This window comes from uncultured Amnibacterium sp. (assembly GCF_964244015.1).
Lineage (GTDB): Bacteria > Actinomycetota > Actinomycetes > Actinomycetales > Microbacteriaceae > Amnibacterium.
The window spans coordinates 1-15,404 of the sequence record NZ_CAXTHO010000068.1 but is presented as its reverse complement, the minus strand read 5'-3'; the positions used below and the strand labels follow the sequence as shown (position 1 = coordinate 15,404).

Here is a 15,404-nt window from a genome sequence, read left to right as displayed (position 1 = left end):
CTCACCGCGATCGCGAACGACTACGGCTACGCGGAGTCGTTCGCGCGCCAGGTGACGGCGCACGCGCGGCCCGGCGACGTGCTGGTGCTGCTGTCGACGAGCGGCACGAGCGCGAACCTCGTCCGCGCCGCGGAGGCCGGACGGGAGGCGGGCGCGACCGTGTGGGCGCTGACCGGCGACGGGCCGAACCCGCTCACGGCGGCCGTCGACGACGCGCTGACCCTGCCCGGGGTGGGCGCCACCGTGCAGGAGGCGCAGCTCGTCGCCGTGCATGCGCTCTGCCGCGTGTTCGACGCGATCGTGCGCGACCGGATCGGAGCGACACGATGAAGGTCGTCGTCGTCGGGGACCTGCTCCTCGACATCGATGTGGAAGGCGAGGTCCTGCGGCTCACGCCCTACGCCCCCGTCCCCGTGCTCGATGTCGTCACCGAGACGAAGCGCGCAGGAGGAGCCGGGCTCGTCGCCACGCTGCTCACCCGCGACGGCCACGAGGTCACCCTCGTCACCGCGCTCTCGGACGACGCGCGCGCAGCCGAGCTCCCTCCGCTGCTGCACGGCATCATGCTGGTCGCCGGCCGGTCCCCCTCCCCCACGGTCGTGAAGACGCGCCTCCGCAGCCGCGAGCAGCCGATCGCCCGCGTCGACGAGGGCACGGCCACGCCGGAGCTGCCCGAGGTGACGGCCGAGATGATCGCGGCCGTCGCGTCGGCCGACGTCGTGATCGCGGCCGACTACGGGCGCCGCCTGCTCGAGGAGCCGGCACTGCGCGACGCGGTCGCCGAGGCGGCCTCGCGGATCCCCGTCGTCTGGGATCCGCACGCGCGCGGCGTCCGGCCGGTGCCCGGGGTGATCGCGACCCCGAACCTCGGGGAGGCCCGCGCGTTCTCGGGCGTCGAGGGCAGCGGCGTCGCCTTCGCCGACGAGGCGGCGCAGCGCCTGCTCGCCGACTGGGGCTGCGCGGCCGTCGTGATCACGATGGGCGCGCACGGCGCGCTGCTGCGCACCTCCTCCACGGGGCTGCCGCTGATCGCCTCAGCGCCCGAGGTGCGCGACGCGGACGTGAACGGCGCGGGCGACCGGTTCGCGTCGGCGCTCGCGGTGGCGCTCGGATCGGGTGCCACGCGAGGCGATGCGATGCAGCGCGCGGTCGCCGAGACCGCGCAGTACCTCGAGGACGGCGGCGTCGCCGTGCTGCAGGACGCCCCGGCCACGACGCTGCCGATCCCCGACCAGGAGGCGCTCGCGGTCGTCGAGCGGGTCCGTGCTGCCGGCGGCACGGTCGTCGCGACCGGCGGCGTCTTCGACCTGATCCACGCCGGGCACGCCCGCACGCTGTCCGCGGCGCGGGCGCTCGGCGACTGCCTGATCGTGCTGCTCAACTCCGACGACTCCGTCCGCCGACTGAAGGGGCCCGAGCGGCCGCTGATGACGGCGTCGGACCGGGTCGACCTGCTCGAGGCGCTCGAGGTCGTCGACGGCGTGATCGTGTTCGGCGAGGACACCCCCGTCGACGCGATCCGCCGCGTCCGTCCCGACATCTGGGTCAAGGGCGGCGACTACGAGGCCGCCTCCCTGCCCGAGGCCGCCGTCATCACCGAGTGGGGCGGCCGCGCGGTCACCGTGCCGTTCTTCCCCGGCCGCTCGACGACGCGACTCGCCGCGGCGATCCAGCGCGTCTCCTGACCCCTTCTCAGCCCGCAGCCCGAACCGCACGACCGAAGGACATCCCATGCCCATCGCATCCACCACGTTGACGCCCGTCGGGCGCACCCTGATCACCGGCGGCGCCTCCGGTCTGGGCCTCGCCGTCGCGGACGCCGTAGCGGCCGCGGGCGGCACACCGATCGTGATCGACCTGGACGTGGAAGGCAGCGCTTACACCGCGTACCAGGGCGACGTCACCGACACGCGCGCGATCGAGGCGCTGGTCGCCAGGATCGCGGAGGAGCAGGGCGGCCTCGACGCCGTCGTCACCGCCGCGGGCATCGACAAGCCGGGGCGGCTGGACGAGATCCCCGGCGACGTGTGGGAGCGCGTCGTCGCGGTGAACCTGCTCGGCACCGTCGCCGTCGTCCGCGCGGCGCTGCCGTCGCTGACCGCGACGCACGGCCGCGTCGTCACGGTGTCGTCGTCGCTCGGGGTGCGGGCCGTCTCGGACGCGACCGCCTACTCGGCGTCGAAGTTCGGCGTGATCGGGTTCACCCGTGCGCTCGCGGCGGAGACGCGCGGGCAGATCGGCGTCACGACGCTGATCCCCGCCGGCATGAAGACGAGGTTCTTCGACGGCCGCACCGCGCAGTACGCGCCGGGCGAGGACGCGAACCTGAACGATCCGGCCAACGTCGCGGCCGCGGTCGTGTTCGCGCTGCAGAGCCCGCGCGGCTCCGAGATCCGCGAGATCTCGGTCATGCACGAGGAGGAGCCGAGCTGGCCCTGACCCGACACTCTCCGTTTTGTAGGAAGGTCCTTCCTACAAAACGGAGAGTGCGTCAGCCCTCGACGAGGATCGCGGAGGAGGGCCGGACGCGCCGGTTCCGCCAGACGAAGAAACCGGTCAGGGTGAAGACGCCGTAGACCACGTACATGAGCCCGGTCGCGTAGAACCCCGCCGAGAACAGCAGGGGGACGCCGACGACGTCGACGGCGACCCAGATCAGCCAGAACTCGACCCAGCCCTTCGCCATCCCGTAGGTGGCCAGCACCGAGCCCATGAAGATCCATGCGTCGCTCCACTGCGGCGAGTAGGAGCCGAGCGCCGTGAAGACGGGCGTGAGGATCGCGGTGCCGCCGACCATCACGACGACCAGGCCGATGCGCTCGCGCCACGACGCCCAGTGCGGCGTGATCGAGGTGGACGTGGTGTCGCTGCGCCTCGTCCAGCGGTACCACCCGTAGACGCTCACGATGATGAAGACGATCTGACGACCGGCCTGACCGAGGAGGTTCACCGCGTTCGGCTCGCCGAACGCGGACCCGAGGAACACGGTGAACAGCAGCACGTTGCCGACGATGCCGACCGGCCACGCCCAGATCCTGCGGCGCATGCCTCCCAGAGCGGACGCCAGGCCGAAGACGTTGCCGAGCAGCTCCCTCCAGTAGATCGACTGCGAGCCGAACCGGATCTGCGCGTCGAAGAGCCAGTGCACGATGTCCACGCCGCTGATCCTGCCGGACTGCGAGCGCGCTTCCGGCATCGCGGTGCCGGCCGACGTCAGGGCTGCTGCTCGTCCCGCTGGCGCCGGCGCGCGTTCGACTCCTCCCCGGCGCGCTGCGCCCGGGCCCTGCCACGGCGGAGGACCAGCGCGACGAAGGCGATGACGATCAGGATGATCAGGATCACGACGACGGGGAGGAGGTTCATATCGAGCACCTCGACAGACTTCCTCGCGCACCTGAGTCCTCTCGGAACTCCCGGCATCGGCCGCGCTCGTCAGCCCCGATCACCCTCCGAGCAGCGCCCGCACGTCCTGCAGCACGTCCTCGACCGGGACGTCCGAGACGTAGGAGGGGTCGTGCTCGCAGCGCTCCGCGGTCCAGCCGACCTGGGTCGCGTCGCGGCCGCAGATCGGGCACCGGGTGATCCGGCCGAGCCGGATGCGGTGCCGGGCACGACCGAACGGCATCGCGTTGATCGTGTTGCCGAAGACGAAGATGCCGACGGTCCTCGCGCCGACCGCCTGCGCGAGGTGCCGAGGCCCGCTGTCGTTCGCGATGACGACCGACGCCTCCGCCAGCACCCCGACGAGCCCGGGCAGATCGAGCCGACCGGCCAGCGAGCGCACGCGCGCCTGCTCCTCCGGCAGCAGCTCCGCGTGCGCCGCAGCGACGACCTGCCGCGCGACGGCGACCTCGGAGGCGTCCCCGACGACCACGACCTGGCCGCCGTCCCGCACGACGGCAGCGGCGACCGCGCCGAAGCGCTCGACGGGCCAGTGGCGGCGCGGATCCGTCGCGCCGGGATGCACGACGACCGCCGGCCCGCCGAGCAGCGCACGGGCGGTCGCGCGCTCCGCGGCGGCGACGGGCAGCACCGGCTCGAGGTCGACCGGGGCGGCACCGGCGAGCCCGGCCACCTCCAGCCACCGCAGGACCTCGTGCTGGAAGAAGTCGTAGTGCAGGGTCCGCTCGAGCGGCGCCGCGTCCGGCGTCCCGGTGCCGACGGTGTGCCGCGCGCCGAGGCGCAGCAGGAGGGGGTTCGCGTTCCTGCCGCCGCCGTGCAGCTGGACCGCCAGATCGAGTCGCCGATCGCGGAGCGCGGCGACGAACGCCTCCGCCGCAGGCTCGTCGGTCGTGTCCCCGCGCACGCCTGCGATCCGCGGCAGCTCGACCACCTCGTCGACCACCCCGCGCCCGGCGAGCAGCGCGGCGTGCGCCTCCGAGCCGAGCAGCGCGATCGATGCGGCGGGGTAGGCGGCGCGGAGCGCGGCGATCGCCGGCAGCGCGAACACCAGGTCGCCGATGCCACCCCCGCGCAGCACCGCGATCCGCCGCACATCCGGGAAGCGCGCGTCGAGCGGGGCGACGACGGGCTGCGGCACCGGTGCATCCTGCCGGACGGTTCCCCGCCGGCTCTCGGCGGGCACTCAGGAGCCCCCGGGGGCGCGCTCGTTAGCGTGTGCAGGCGCCGCAGACCCGGCCGGCGCGCTCGGACCGAAGGGACCCCTCCTCCGCATGCCTCCCGTCGTCGCTGCGCGCACCATCGAGATCACCGACCCGGCGAACGACGAACCCGTCGGCAGCGTCGCGGTGGCGACCGCCGAGGAGGCTGCGGAGGCCATCGCCCGAGCGGCCGCCGCCTTCCCCGCGTGGGCCGCGACGCCGCCCGCCGAGCGGGGGCTGCGCCTCCGTGCCGCCGCGCACGCGCTCGCCGCACGAGCGGGCGAGGTCGCGGCGATGAACGTCCGCGAGACGGGCAAGCCCGCCGGTGACGCCGCCGGCGGCGTCGAGGCCGCGGTGAACACGCTGCTGCAGTACGCCGAGCTCGGACCCCTGCACCGGGGCAAGCGCCTGCGCGGCGCGTGGGACGCCATCGATGTCGCGACCCCGCAGCCGCGCGGCGTCGTGCTCGCACTCACCCCCTGGAACGACCCGGTCGCCGTCGCGGCGGGCCTGCTCGGCGCCGCGATCGTCTCCGGTGACACCGTGGTGCACAAGCCGAGCGAGCGGAGCCCGCACACCGGCGCCCTGCTCGACGAGATCCTCGCGGCCGAGCTGCCGGAGGGGGTCCTCGTGCACGTCAGCGGAGACGGCTCGACCGGTGCGGCCCTCGCCGCCGATCCCCGCCTCGCCGTGATCGCCCACGTCGGCTCGACGGCGACCGGCCGAGCGCTCGCCACGGTGGCCGTGCCGCACGACGTGCACGTGATCAGGGAGAACGGCGGCAACGACCCGCTGCTCATCGACGGCGACGTGGACCCGGTCTGGGCCGCGTCGCAGGCCGCGCTCGGCGCCTTCGCGAACGCCGGCCAGATCTGCACCGCCGTCGAGCGGATCTACGTGCACCGCGCCATCGCGGCGCCGTTCCTCACGGCGCTGGTGGCGGAGGCGGAGGCGTGGACCGCGACATCGCACCAGCCGCTGGTCGACCGGCGGATGCGGGACGCCGTCGGGACCCAGGTTGACGACGCGGTCGCGGCCGGCGCCTCGCTGCTGACCGGCGGCACCGTGCCCGACGGCCCGGGAGTCTTCTACCCCGCCACCGTGCTGAGCGATGTCCCCGAGGGGGTGAGCGTGCTGACGGAGGAGACCTTCGGCCCCGTCGCGCCGGTGGTGGTCGTCGACGACTTCGAGACCGGCCTCCGGCTGGCGGCGCAGGACCGCTACGGTCTCGCCGCGACCGTGCTGACCGCCGACATGACGCATGCGCACCGGGCCGCGGCCCTCCTGCCGGTCGGCACCGTGAAGGTGAACGCGGTGTTCGGCGGCGCACCCGGCGGCAGTGCGCAGCCGCGCGGCGGCAGCGGCTCCGGATACGGCTACGGCCCCGAACTGCTCGACGAGATGACGACGACGACCGTGCTGCACCTCGGCCTGCCCGGCTCCGCATGAGCGGCCACCGGGAGGACGCGACCGCCGAGCAGGGCCCCGTGGAGCAGGGCCTCGTGGAGCAGGTGCTCGCATGGCGCGGCGGCGCGATCGTGGTCGTCGGCGACCTGCTGCTCGACCGCTGGGTCTCCGGCACGGCGGAGCGGCTGAGCCGCGAGGCGCCGACCGCGGTCGTGCGGGTCGCCGACCGGGAGGACGCACCAGGAGGCGCGGCGAACACCGCCGTCAACCTCGCGGCTCTCGGCGCGGACGTCCGCCTCGCCGGCGCGGTCGGCGCGGACGAGGCCGGGACGACGCTGCTCGGGCTGCTCACGCGGGCCGGGGTCGACACGTCCGGGGTCGTCCGGGTGCCGGGGACCACGACGACGCTCAAGACCCGCGTCTCGGCCGCCGGCCAGATGCTGCTCCGCTTCGACGAGGGCGCGACGCTGGGCCCTGCCGCTGCGGCGCTCGTCGCCGACGAGGTCGCAGCGACCCTCCCTGGCGCCGCGGCCGTGCTCGTCTGCGACTACGACATGGGCGCCGCCGGCGCGGCGGTCCGGGAGGCCCTCGGCGCGACGGATCGTCCCGGCCCCCTCGTCGTGGACGCGCACGATCTCGCGCCCTGGGCGCCCCTCCGCCCGGACGCGGTCACGCCGAACGCGGGCGAGACCGAGCGGCTGCTCGGCGTCGCGCTCGGCACCGACCGGGTGCGCACGGTGACCGCCGCCGCCGAGGCGCTGCTCCGCGCGACCGACGCCGCAGGCGTGGTGGTGACGTTGGACCGGGACGGCACCGTCGTGCACGGCGGCGGCGCCACGACGAGGACCCTGGCCGTGCCCGCCTCCGACGTGAACGCGAACGGGGCCGGCGACACCTTCGCCGCCGCTCTGACGCTCGCGCTGGCGGCCGGGCTCGACCTGCACGCCGCTGCGCGGTTCGGTCAGCTGGCGGCGGATGTCGTCGTCCGCACCTCGGGCACCGGCGTCTGCAGCGCGGCCGACCTCCGCGCCTCCATCGCCGACGGCGCCCCGATGCTCGACGAGGCGGCGCTGCTCGCCGCCCTCGCGGTGGAGCGGGCGGCGGGGCGGCGGATCGTCTTCACGAACGGCTGCTTCGACGTGCTGCACCGCGGGCACACCGCGTACCTGAGGCAGGCGAAGGCGCTCGGCGACGTGCTCGTCGTGGCGGTGAACGACGACGAGTCGACGCGGCGGCTGAAGGGTCCGGGCCGGCCGGTGAACCCGGCGGCGGACCGCGCGATCGTGCTCGCGGAGCTGACGTCGGTCGACTACGTCACGGTCTTCGCCGCGGACACCGCCGTGCACCTGATCGAGGCGATCGAGCCGGAGGTCTACGTCAAGGGCGGCGACTACCTGCCCGAGATGCTCGTGGAGACCCCGGTGGTGGAGGCGCACGGCGGGCAGGTGCGGATCGTCGACTACGTCAGCCCGCACTCGTCGAGCGACATCCTCGCCCGCGCCCGCACGGCGGGTGCCGCGCATGAGTAGCCGGCGGACCGCCCGGGACTGGGCGAAGCCGACCGATCCGGCCGAGCCGGTCATCGACGTGCTGCTGCCCACCTCCGGCAGGATCGCCGAGCTCGCGGTCGTGCTCGCGGGCCTCGCCGCCCAGGACGCGCCGGTGTTCCGGCTGATCGTCAGCGACCAGTCCGACGACCACGCGATGGCGGACGCGCCGGCCGTGCAGGCGATGCTGCGGGTGCTGACCGCGCAGGGCCGCGACGTGCGCGTGCTGCAGCACCTTCCGCGGCGCGGCATCGCCGAGCACCGCGCGTTCCTGCTCGCGCAGGCGACCGCGCCCTACGTGCTGTTCCTCGACGACGACGTGTGGCCCGAGCCGGGCCTGCTCGCGACCCTGCACCGTGCGATCGAGGACCTCGGCTGCGGCGTCGTCGGCGCCGCCCAGCAGGGTCTGTCGTACCTCGACGACGTGCGCCCGGACGAGCAGGCGCCGTTCTCGGCGTGGACGGACCGGGTCGAGCCCGAGCGGCTCCGCGTGGACTCCCCCGGCACGGAGCGCTGGACGCTGCACAACGCCGCGAACCTCACCCACATCGCGGCGCAGACCGAGTTGCCGGAATCCGGCTGGCTCCCCTACCGCGTCGCGTGGCTGGCGGGATGCGTGCTCTACCGCCGGTCGGCGCTGGAGGCGGTCGGCGGCTTCGAGTTCTGGCGCGACCTCCCCGAGAACATCGCTGGTGAAGACGTGGCGGCGCAGTGGAAGGTAATGGAGCGCTTCGGCGGCGCGGGCGTGCTGCCCTCCGGCGCCGTGCACCTCGAGACGCCGACCACGATCCCGGACCGCAGCGCCGACGCCGCCCACCTCCTCTTCACAACCGACCCGGTCGGCTGACCGCCCGCCCCCGCCGCCCGCCACTCGCCGCACGCCGCCGCCCCCGCGCCCCGCTGGTCGAGGTGCGAGCGCAGCGAACCTCGAGACCACCGCGCGGCAGCCCTCAGCCCGCTGGTCGAGGTGCGAGCGCAGCGAGCCTCGAGACCACCCGTCAGCGGACTTTTCGCGGATCAGGACGAATCTCCGACACGCCGCTTCGCGACGCGTCCTCGACGGCGCGTCGCGGAAACCGGCCTGATCCGCGAACCGTGCGTCTCAGAACTGCACGCGCGGCGGCTCCGAGATCGCCGCGAGGGAGCCGACCTCGAAGAACTCGCGCTGACCGAAGCCGATGCGCCGGGCGAACAGGTTGTTCGGGAACACCAGGATCTTGGTGTTGAACTCGCGGACCCCACCGTTGTAGAAGCGGCGCGACGCCTGGATCGTGTGCTCCGTCTCGACCAGATCGGCCTGCAGCTGCAGGAAGTCCTGGCTCGCCAACAGCTGCGGGTACGCCTCCGCCACGGCGAAGATCGACTTCAGCGCCTGCTGCATGTGGCTCTCGGCCACGCTCGCATCGGCCGGCGAGGTCGCGGCGAGCGATTCCGCGCGCGCGGTCGTGACCGCCTCGAACACGGTCTTCTCGTGTGCCGCGTACCCCTGCACCGAGTCGATCAGGCTCGGGACGACGTCCGCCCGGCGCTGCAGCTGGGCCGTGATGTCGCTCCACGCCTCCTCGACCCGCGCGCGCAGCGTGACGAGCGAGTTGTAGCTGACCCACAGGTACAGGACGAGGAGCACGACGAGCAGCACGACGACGGCGAGCGAGATCCAGGTCGCGGTTCCCATGCCCGGCAGCCTAAGCGGGACCGGTTTCGGCCGCGCGCGGCCATGCCTCCTCTCCGCCGCGGTGCTGCCGGCACCTGTGCAGTCGAGTCAGGTGCCTGCGGGCCGGAACACCCGCTCGCGCAGATACGTCGCGAAGCCGCCTTCGAGGCGGCCGACGGGCCGGGCGGAGGTGATGACGGGGGCACGGGCGGTGCTCGCGATGAGCCGGCCCGCGGCCTGCACGGCGCGGACGAGCTCGACGTCCTCCTGCAGCGGGACGTCGCGGAACCCGCCCGCGGCGAGGTAGGCGGCCGCGGTGAGCCCGAGGTTCGCGCCGTGGACGTGCTCGTGCGCCTCGGTCTGCGGGTTGAGCGACAGCCAGCGGCGCAGCTGCCATGCCGCGAGCTCGCCGGGGTCGGGCCGGACGGCACCGCGCAGCAGATCGACACCGCGCTCGGCGAACTCGAGGTGCACCGCGAGCCAGTCGGCCGGCACGGCGGAATCGGCGTCCGTGTTCGCGATCCAGATGCGTCCGGGGTCGGTGGCATCGATTTCGAGGCCGACCTGGATCGCCGCCGCTCTCGCAGCGCCGACCCGACCTGCGGTCGATGTCACGACGAGAGCGCCGCCCGCGGTCGCGACCTCTGCGGTCCGGTCCGTGCAGGCGTCGGCCGCGACCACGACGGTCACCGGCACCGGACACATGCCGCTCGCAGCATGTACCGCGTCGAGGGCGACGGGCAGGCGATCCGCCTCGTCCCGTGCGGGGATCGCCACGACGACCCGGTCGATGCGGCTCATCGCAGACCGGTCGCGGCGGCGACGCTCGCCGACGGCTCGGACTGGAACACCTCGAGCACGAAGTCGTCCTCCACGTGCTCGACGAGGCGCCGCGCGCCGATCCGCTCCCGGATGACGCGGTGCACCTCGTCACCGCCGCGGTCGAGGCCGAGCACATGCGGCCGCCAGTGGCAGGCGACGAACACGCCGCCGGGCGCGAGGGCCGCCCGTGAGCGGTCGACCACCTCGACGAGGTCGTCCCCGGCGAGGTAGAACCCCACCTCCGACAGCACGATCAGGTCGAACGGGGCGTCGGACCACTCCTCCGCCCAGTCGGCGGGCAGTCGACGCTGCTCGACGACGACCCCGGGACGGCCGCTGAGGCGGACGCCGGCCTGCTCGACCGCCCGCGGCGCGACGTCGGTGGCGATCACGGCGTCGGCGCGATCGGCGAACGCGGCGGTGGTGGTGCCCGATGAGCAGCCGATCTCGAGCACGCGGGCGAACCGCGGCCTCGGCAGGGCGGCGAGGAGGATCGCGCGCTTCCGCTGCTCGTACCAGCGGTCGTCGAAGCCCCAGGGGTCGTCGGCCACCGCGTACATGCCGTCGAAGTCGACCGGCTGGGCGGGCGAGGTGGGGAAGACGACCTCGCTGTCGACGAGGAAGTGCGCGAGCGCCTCCGGTCGCAGCAGCACCTCGTCCCCTGCGGCGGACGACAGAGGCTCGACCTGCGTGATGTGCAGCGCGATGGCGGCTCGCTTCGCCGCGAGCGCGGGAGCGTCGAGGTCGAAGCGCGCGCCGGCGGGCAGCTCGGTCGCACCCGGCTCGCCCCAGTGCCACAGCCAGATCGGCGCCTCGAGGTGGATCGCCTCGCGCTGCCGGGCGATGTCGGCCGCGGCTCTCGCCACCGCGCTGTGATCGGGATGCTGGTCGCCGCTCCAGGTGCTGACGACCGTGTCGCCGGCCTGCACCTCGGGCAGCAGCGCCGCGACGATCTCCGCCTGGTGCTCGGCGAGCGCGCCGTCGGGCAGCCGGAGCAGGAGCACGCGGGCGCCGGGCGCGAGCCGCTCGACCGCCTCCGCCACCTCGCGCTCCCGTTCGGCGGCGAGCGCGTCCGGTGTCCAGGTGGGCGACTGCGGATGGGATGCCTCGCCGCTCGACGCGACCACGACGAGCACCGGAAGCCCGCGGGCCGACGCGTGGGCGATCAGGCCGCCGGCCATCAGGGTCTCGTCGTCGGGGTGCGCAGCGACGACGACCAGCCGCTTCAGCGGCCCGGTGTCGAGCTGGGCCAGGCCCGCGCGGTAGCCCGCCGCCTGCCAGGCGGACTCCGGCGTCCCCGCATCCGCTGCGTCGAAGCTCATGCCCAGCCCTCTCCGGTCGCGATCGAACTCGCACCCGCTCGTGCGTCGTCCCGGGCGGCGTGGTGCTGCCGGAGGTAGACGGTGAGGTCCGCGACGCGACGCGCGTGCTCCTCGTCGAAGGTCAGCGGAGCCGGGCCGAGCGCGTGCCCGACGAGCACGACGATCCGCTCGGCCGCTTCGGCGACGACCCCGCGGACGCGATCGGCGAGCAGTGCGCCCGCGATACCGCTCGCCTGTCCCCGATCGACGCGGGCGGCGGCCCCCTCGAGCACGCTGCGCGCGGCCCAGAGCAGCCGGTCCGCCTCCCCGATCGCGGCGAGTGCGAGCTGGTCGGGCTTCCGCCGCTCCGCCGACCGGAGCAGCGCGGTCGCGAGCGCGACCGCGCCCCCGAACCAGCAGGCCGCGACGCCGATGCCGCCCCACGCGAAGCCCGGCCTGCTGAGGTACCAGCCGGGATCGCCGATCGGGGCGGCGGGCACGCCATCGAGCCGGAGGTCTCCGCTGTCCACCGCGGTGAGCCCGCGTGACACCCACGAGCCGGCGATCGCGCGCGCGCCCGGGTCGTGCAGGTCGATGTCGAACAGGCGCCGCTCATCGCCCTCCGTCGCGGTGACGAGCGCACGGTCGAGGGTTCCGGCGAGCGAGCACCACGGCTTGGTGCCGGTCAGCGCGCCGGTCAGCGCCTGCACCGGCTCGAGCCCGGGCCGCTCGGCCGCGTACACGCCGTAGACCCCGGATCCGGGATCGACGCCGGCCTGATCGAGGATCGCGAGCGCGTCGAGATGCGGTTCGACGACGCGGGCGACCGTGAGATCGGCGGCCGCGACCGTCGCGAGCACGGAGAGGTAGTCGACCGTGCCGCCACTGCCGGGAAGCACCGATCGCTCCCCGAGCGCGCGCCCGAACCGCATCGCGCCAGGCACTGCGCCGCGCGCGGCAGCATCGGCCTCGCTGGACACGACGGCGAGCAACCCCTCGTCGGCGTCCGCGAGGCGGACGACGAGCGGATCGTTGCGACCGGGAGCCTCGGGCATGCGCGCAGAATATGCGCCTCGGATCGTGAAGGACCGGAACGCTCTCCTCCGCTACAGTGCGCGGCACGCCCCCGTAGCCCAATTGGCAGAGGCAGGCGACTTAAAATCGCCGCAGTCTGGGTTCGAGTCCCAGTGGGGGCACGCTCAGCGAGAGCCCGCGATTCCTGATCCTCGGTGCCGTGTGCTCCTTCCGACCGGCTGGTTGCTTGACCGTACCCACGTGGTACGCGTCTGGGAGGGAAACATCCCACCATCCCCCGAGCAGGATCCGAGAAGCGGTCGGCGCCGCCGGGCAACAGAATCGTCAGATGACCGATGCTGCGAAGAACCCGTCCGACTTCACCGCTGCGGAGCGTGCCGCGATGCGACAGCGTGCGAAGGAGCTGAAAGCGAACGAGAACGCCGCCGAGGCGCTCCGCTCGGTACTCGAGAAGATCGCCTCCTTCGACGAGCCGGATCGCACCAACGCGCAGCGCATCCACCAGATCGTGACTGAGGTCGCACCGTCGCTGAAGGCGAAGCTCTACTACGGGAGCCCCGCCTACGCAGACGCCGACGGCAAGGTCGTGCTCTTCTACCAGGAGCGTGCGAAGTTCAAGGTCCGCTACGGGAACCTCGCCTTCTTCGATGCCGCGCAGCTCGACGAGGGGACGATGTGGCCGTCCGCCTTCGCGGTCACAGAGCTCTCCGCTGCCGACGAGCGGTTCGTCGCCGCACTCGTGAGGAAGGCCGCCGGCGAGTAGGCCGTGCGACCGCTGTCCGAGGGTCGTGATCGGGTGTCGGGCGTCACTCACCCGACGTCGTGCTCGAACACCGAGGTCGTCGTCACCCACCACGGGCTCCGACCCTGACGGCGCGGCGTCGCTCGACCCGTGGTCAGCTCAACTCTTCAGTTCGATGAGGCCGGCATCGGTGGGACGGAACCCGCACGCCTCCTCGTAGAACGGGCGCAGGTGCGGCTCATAGTCGACGTGCAGCCAGTCGCATCCCGCGGCCCTCACGTCATCGATGAGACGGCTGACCAGGCAGGCACCGATTTCGCGATGCTGGTAATCGGGATGCACCGAGGTGTCCAGCAGGAAGGCGTGGCTCCCTCCATCCCAGACGGCGTGCGCGAAGCCAACGAGCGCGTCACCGTCGAACGCTCCTACCCAGGTCACGCTGTATCGCCGCACGCGGTCGGCCCAGGGCAGCACCTTCGAGGGCGTGCCGAACGCGATGTCGTGCAGACGGGAGAGCTCCTCGTCATCGATGTCGAACCGTGAACGCACCTCGACCATGGGCACCGTCGCCATCGGGCGAGCCTACGGAAGTCCGCAATTCAGCCGACAGCACCCGTGCAACCCCAGGGCCCGGAGCAGGTCCTGATGGCGTCCAAGTGGGACCGGCAGTACGCTCCGCGCACCGCATCAGCGCTGCTCGCGGAGGGAAACGTATGACTGCTCGGTCTCAGGGCCGCTCGATCGCCACCACGTCGCTCGGCGGTGCGCTCGCGGCGCTCTCGGGACTGCTGGTCCTCCTGGCCCTGCTCGATCCGGGCGCACGCCCTGGGTTCATGCCGGCCGCCACGATCGCGCTCGCTGTCGGTGCCGCGCTGCTGGCGGTCGGGCTCGGCGGCACGAGCATCGTCGGTCGCTCGTGGGTCTGCCGGATCGCGCTGGTGATCTTCGGCGTCGCCCCGCTCGGGTTCGAGCTGTACTCGGCACCGCCGCCGTGGTCGGTCGCAGTCGGAATGTCGGACATTTGGCTCGTCACGATCGCGACGGTGCTCACCGCCGTCGCGGTGGCTCGAGCCGGGGTGCTGCGCGGTGCGGCCCGATGGGCGCTCATGGTCGTGGCGATCGACGCCGTGGTCACCGCGATCATGAGCAGTGTGCTGCTCGGCACCCTCCCCCTCCTCTATACCGATTGGCAGCTGGCATCGGTCCGTCCGATCGCGCTCCTCATCTGGGGCGTCGCCGTCGCGCTGCACGGCCGGTGGCCCGCGATCCGAGCTCGCGGCAGCGCGCTGGGCGACGCGTGGAGGCGCACGACCGACGTCGGCGGCGGCGCTACCGAGACCGAGACCGCTCAGGATCGCGTCAACCAGCGCTGACGCGCGGTATCGCGAGCGTCAGACGGCTCGCACAGTGCTCAGATGATCCGCCGAAGCGGCGCGGGGAGAAGGCCCTCGCGGTACGCGAATACGGCTGCCTGGGTGCGGTTCTCGAGGTCGAGCTTCTGCAGGAGCGAGCTGACGTGGTTTCGGACGGTGTTCTCGCTGATGTGGCTCAGCACCGCGATCTGATTGTTCGTGAGCCCACGGGCGAGGTGTAGGAACACCTCGTGCTCACGCGCGGTCAGCGCGCTGATCGCCTCCGGGTTCGGCGCACCGGCGTAGAGGGGGTCGGGCAGCATCGACGTCGGAGCACCGGACGCGCTGACGGGCTTCCCCGCGACGACGTCGCGGATCGCGGTCAGCAGCTCGACCGGGGTGGCGTCCTTCGTGATGAACCCTGCAGCCCCAGCACGCATGGCCTGCTGAACGATCCGACCGTCACGGAACGTCGTGAGGACGAGGACTCGAGGGGATGACTCCTTCGCGAGGATCGCTTCCATCGCTGCGAGCCCGTTCCCGCCCGGCATGCGCAGATCCATCAGGACCACGTCGGGGTGCAGCTCCCCGACCCGCTCGATCGCACTCGCACCGGTGTGCGCGGCTCCGGCGAACTCGAGATCGGGTTGCGCCTCGATGAGCAGGGCGATTCCGGAGCAGAACAGGGGCTGGTCGTCGACAATCAGCACGCTCGTGGTCACGCGTGCACCGCGCTCAGCCGAGGGATGTAGGCGGTGACCAGGTAGTTCGCCGTCTCGACGTCGGTGCCGGTCGTCAACCATCCGCCGGCCAGTCGAGCGCGCTGCTGCATCCCGACGACGCCCCGTCCGGAACCGCGGTCGTGGCCGGCGACGATGGACATGAGGGTCGTCTTGCCAGCGCCGTTGCGGCCGAGCAGGCCGCAGACGCAGGCGTCGGGCAC

Annotated in this window: 17 protein-coding genes, 1 tRNA gene and 1 pseudogene; 9 read left to right on the top strand and 10 right to left on the bottom strand. The window is 73.2% G+C overall.

Annotated features, from left to right (window positions below; all coding sequences use genetic code 11):
- From ACFE67_RS09170 to ACFE67_RS09160, 3 genes are all read left to right on the top strand, one after another.
- A partial coding sequence (locus tag ACFE67_RS09170; RefSeq protein ID WP_375406572.1) for an SIS domain-containing protein occupies window positions 1-330 on the top strand: 330 nt, incomplete at its 5' end.
- The gene (locus ACFE67_RS09165) at window positions 327-1,685 is read left to right on the top strand and encodes a PfkB family carbohydrate kinase (protein WP_375406571.1); all 1,359 of its coding nucleotides are present in this window, start codon (window positions 327-329) and stop codon (window positions 1,683-1,685) included. The genes ACFE67_RS09170 and ACFE67_RS09165, both read left to right, overlap by 4 nt.
- A 46-nt stretch (window positions 1,686-1,731) precedes the next feature.
- On the top strand, window positions 1,732-2,439 hold the full coding sequence (locus ACFE67_RS09160) for an SDR family NAD(P)-dependent oxidoreductase (protein ID WP_375406570.1): 708 nt from the start codon (window positions 1,732-1,734) through the stop codon (window positions 2,437-2,439).
- A gap of 52 nt (window positions 2,440-2,491) precedes the next feature.
- Here the strand turns inward: ACFE67_RS09160 and pnuC are convergent, their stop codons facing one another.
- The 3 genes from pnuC to ACFE67_RS09145 form a co-directional block, all read right to left on the bottom strand.
- On the bottom strand, window positions 2,492-3,157 hold the full coding sequence (gene pnuC, locus ACFE67_RS09155; RefSeq protein WP_375406569.1) for a nicotinamide riboside transporter PnuC: 666 nt from the start codon (window positions 3,155-3,157) through the stop codon (window positions 2,492-2,494).
- Between the two features lie 56 nt (window positions 3,158-3,213).
- A complete protein-coding gene (locus ACFE67_RS09150) occupies window positions 3,214-3,363 on the bottom strand; it encodes a hypothetical protein (RefSeq protein ID WP_375406568.1) in 150 nt (49 codons plus the stop codon).
- A 79-nt stretch (window positions 3,364-3,442) separates the two neighbouring features.
- Complete coding sequence (locus tag ACFE67_RS09145) at window positions 3,443-4,540, bottom strand: glycosyltransferase family 9 protein (RefSeq protein ID WP_375406567.1); 1,098 nt, start codon at window positions 4,538-4,540, stop codon at window positions 3,443-3,445.
- Between the two features lie 133 nt (window positions 4,541-4,673).
- Between ACFE67_RS09145 and ACFE67_RS09140 the strand changes: the two genes are divergently transcribed.
- The 3 genes from ACFE67_RS09140 to ACFE67_RS09130 are packed head-to-tail and all read left to right on the top strand — an operon-like array spanning window position 4,674 to window position 8,402.
- The gene (locus ACFE67_RS09140) at window positions 4,674-6,050 is read left to right on the top strand and encodes an aldehyde dehydrogenase family protein (protein ID WP_375406566.1); all 1,377 of its coding nucleotides are present in this window, start codon (window positions 4,674-4,676) and stop codon (window positions 6,048-6,050) included.
- A complete protein-coding gene (gene rfaE2 / locus ACFE67_RS09135) occupies window positions 6,047-7,537 on the top strand; it encodes a D-glycero-beta-D-manno-heptose 1-phosphate adenylyltransferase (protein WP_375406565.1) in 1,491 nt (496 codons plus the stop codon). Before ACFE67_RS09140 ends, rfaE2 begins: the two co-directional genes overlap by 4 nt.
- On the top strand, window positions 7,530-8,402 hold the full coding sequence (locus ACFE67_RS09130; RefSeq protein ID WP_375406564.1) for a glycosyltransferase family 2 protein: 873 nt from the start codon (window positions 7,530-7,532) through the stop codon (window positions 8,400-8,402). The genes rfaE2 and ACFE67_RS09130 overlap by 8 nt, the downstream gene beginning before the upstream one ends.
- A gap of 255 nt (window positions 8,403-8,657) precedes the next feature.
- Here ACFE67_RS09130 and ACFE67_RS09125 read toward each other — a convergent pair whose 3' ends face one another.
- The 4 genes from ACFE67_RS09125 to ACFE67_RS09110 all read right to left on the bottom strand — a co-directional run bounded on the left by ACFE67_RS09125 (window position 8,658) and on the right by ACFE67_RS09110 (window position 12,387).
- Complete coding sequence (locus ACFE67_RS09125) at window positions 8,658-9,230, bottom strand: LemA family protein (protein ID WP_375406563.1); 573 nt, start codon at window positions 9,228-9,230, stop codon at window positions 8,658-8,660.
- 87 nt (window positions 9,231-9,317) lie between these two features.
- Entirely contained in the window at window positions 9,318-10,010 is a 693-nt protein-coding gene (locus tag ACFE67_RS09120) for a glycosyltransferase (protein WP_375406562.1), read from the bottom strand.
- A complete protein-coding gene (locus tag ACFE67_RS09115; RefSeq protein WP_375406561.1) occupies window positions 10,007-11,353 on the bottom strand; it encodes a PIG-L family deacetylase in 1,347 nt (448 codons plus the stop codon). Before ACFE67_RS09115 ends, ACFE67_RS09120 begins: the two co-directional genes overlap by 4 nt.
- Window positions 11,350-12,387, bottom strand: coding sequence for an acyl-CoA dehydrogenase (locus ACFE67_RS09110; RefSeq protein ID WP_375406560.1), 1,038 nt, complete (start codon window positions 12,385-12,387; stop codon window positions 11,350-11,352). The genes ACFE67_RS09115 and ACFE67_RS09110 overlap by 4 nt, the downstream gene beginning before the upstream one ends.
- Window positions 12,388-12,454: 67 nt before the next feature.
- Here ACFE67_RS09110 and ACFE67_RS09105 point away from each other — a divergent pair.
- Both ACFE67_RS09105 and ACFE67_RS09100 read left to right on the top strand, forming a co-directional pair.
- A tRNA-Leu gene (locus ACFE67_RS09105) sits at window positions 12,455-12,528 on the top strand.
- Between the two features lie 167 nt (window positions 12,529-12,695).
- Entirely contained in the window at window positions 12,696-13,130 is a 435-nt protein-coding gene (locus tag ACFE67_RS09100) for a hypothetical protein (protein WP_375406559.1), read from the top strand.
- Between the two features lie 138 nt (window positions 13,131-13,268).
- Here the strand turns inward: ACFE67_RS09100 and ACFE67_RS09095 are convergent, their stop codons facing one another.
- Complete coding sequence (locus tag ACFE67_RS09095) at window positions 13,269-13,682, bottom strand: GNAT family N-acetyltransferase (RefSeq protein ID WP_375406558.1); 414 nt, start codon at window positions 13,680-13,682, stop codon at window positions 13,269-13,271.
- Window positions 13,683-13,822: 140 nt separating this feature from the next.
- On the opposite strand from ACFE67_RS09095, the gene ACFE67_RS09090 reads away from it, so the two are divergent.
- The gene (locus ACFE67_RS09090; RefSeq protein WP_375406557.1) at window positions 13,823-14,482 is read left to right on the top strand and encodes a hypothetical protein; all 660 of its coding nucleotides are present in this window, start codon (window positions 13,823-13,825) and stop codon (window positions 14,480-14,482) included.
- A gap of 38 nt (window positions 14,483-14,520) precedes the next feature.
- Here ACFE67_RS09090 and ACFE67_RS09085 read toward each other — a convergent pair whose 3' ends face one another.
- Together ACFE67_RS09085 and ACFE67_RS09080 are read right to left on the bottom strand one after the other, a co-directional pair.
- A complete protein-coding gene (locus tag ACFE67_RS09085; protein WP_375406556.1) occupies window positions 14,521-15,183 on the bottom strand; it encodes a response regulator in 663 nt (220 codons plus the stop codon).
- Window positions 15,180-15,404, bottom strand: a pseudogene (locus tag ACFE67_RS09080) (hypothetical protein); the annotation flags it as partial. The pseudogene ACFE67_RS09080 and the gene ACFE67_RS09085, both read right to left, overlap by 4 nt.

Coding starts and splice junctions, on each gene's coding strand:
- ACFE67_RS09165 (WP_375406571.1), top strand. CDS start 327: ATGAAGGTCGTCGTCGTCGGGGACCTGCTCCTCGACATCGATGTGGAA.
- ACFE67_RS09160 (WP_375406570.1), top strand. CDS start 1,732: ATGCCCATCGCATCCACCACGTTGACGCCCGTCGGGCGCACCCTGATC.
- ACFE67_RS09150 (WP_375406568.1), bottom strand. CDS start 3,363: ATGAACCTCCTCCCCGTCGTCGTGATCCTGATCATCCTGATCGTCATC.
- ACFE67_RS09140 (WP_375406566.1), top strand. CDS start 4,674: ATGCCTCCCGTCGTCGCTGCGCGCACCATCGAGATCACCGACCCGGCG.
- rfaE2 (WP_375406565.1), top strand. CDS start 6,047: ATGAGCGGCCACCGGGAGGACGCGACCGCCGAGCAGGGCCCCGTGGAG.
- ACFE67_RS09130 (WP_375406564.1), top strand. CDS start 7,530: ATGAGTAGCCGGCGGACCGCCCGGGACTGGGCGAAGCCGACCGATCCG.
- ACFE67_RS09125 (WP_375406563.1), bottom strand. CDS start 9,230: ATGGGAACCGCGACCTGGATCTCGCTCGCCGTCGTCGTGCTGCTCGTC.
- ACFE67_RS09120 (WP_375406562.1), bottom strand. CDS start 10,010: ATGAGCCGCATCGACCGGGTCGTCGTGGCGATCCCCGCACGGGACGAG.
- ACFE67_RS09115 (WP_375406561.1), bottom strand. CDS start 11,353: ATGAGCTTCGACGCAGCGGATGCGGGGACGCCGGAGTCCGCCTGGCAG.
- ACFE67_RS09110 (WP_375406560.1), bottom strand. CDS start 12,387: ATGCCCGAGGCTCCCGGTCGCAACGATCCGCTCGTCGTCCGCCTCGCG.
- ACFE67_RS09100 (WP_375406559.1), top strand. CDS start 12,696: ATGACCGATGCTGCGAAGAACCCGTCCGACTTCACCGCTGCGGAGCGT.
- ACFE67_RS09095 (WP_375406558.1), bottom strand. CDS start 13,682: ATGGCGACGGTGCCCATGGTCGAGGTGCGTTCACGGTTCGACATCGAT.
- ACFE67_RS09090 (WP_375406557.1), top strand. CDS start 13,823: ATGACTGCTCGGTCTCAGGGCCGCTCGATCGCCACCACGTCGCTCGGC.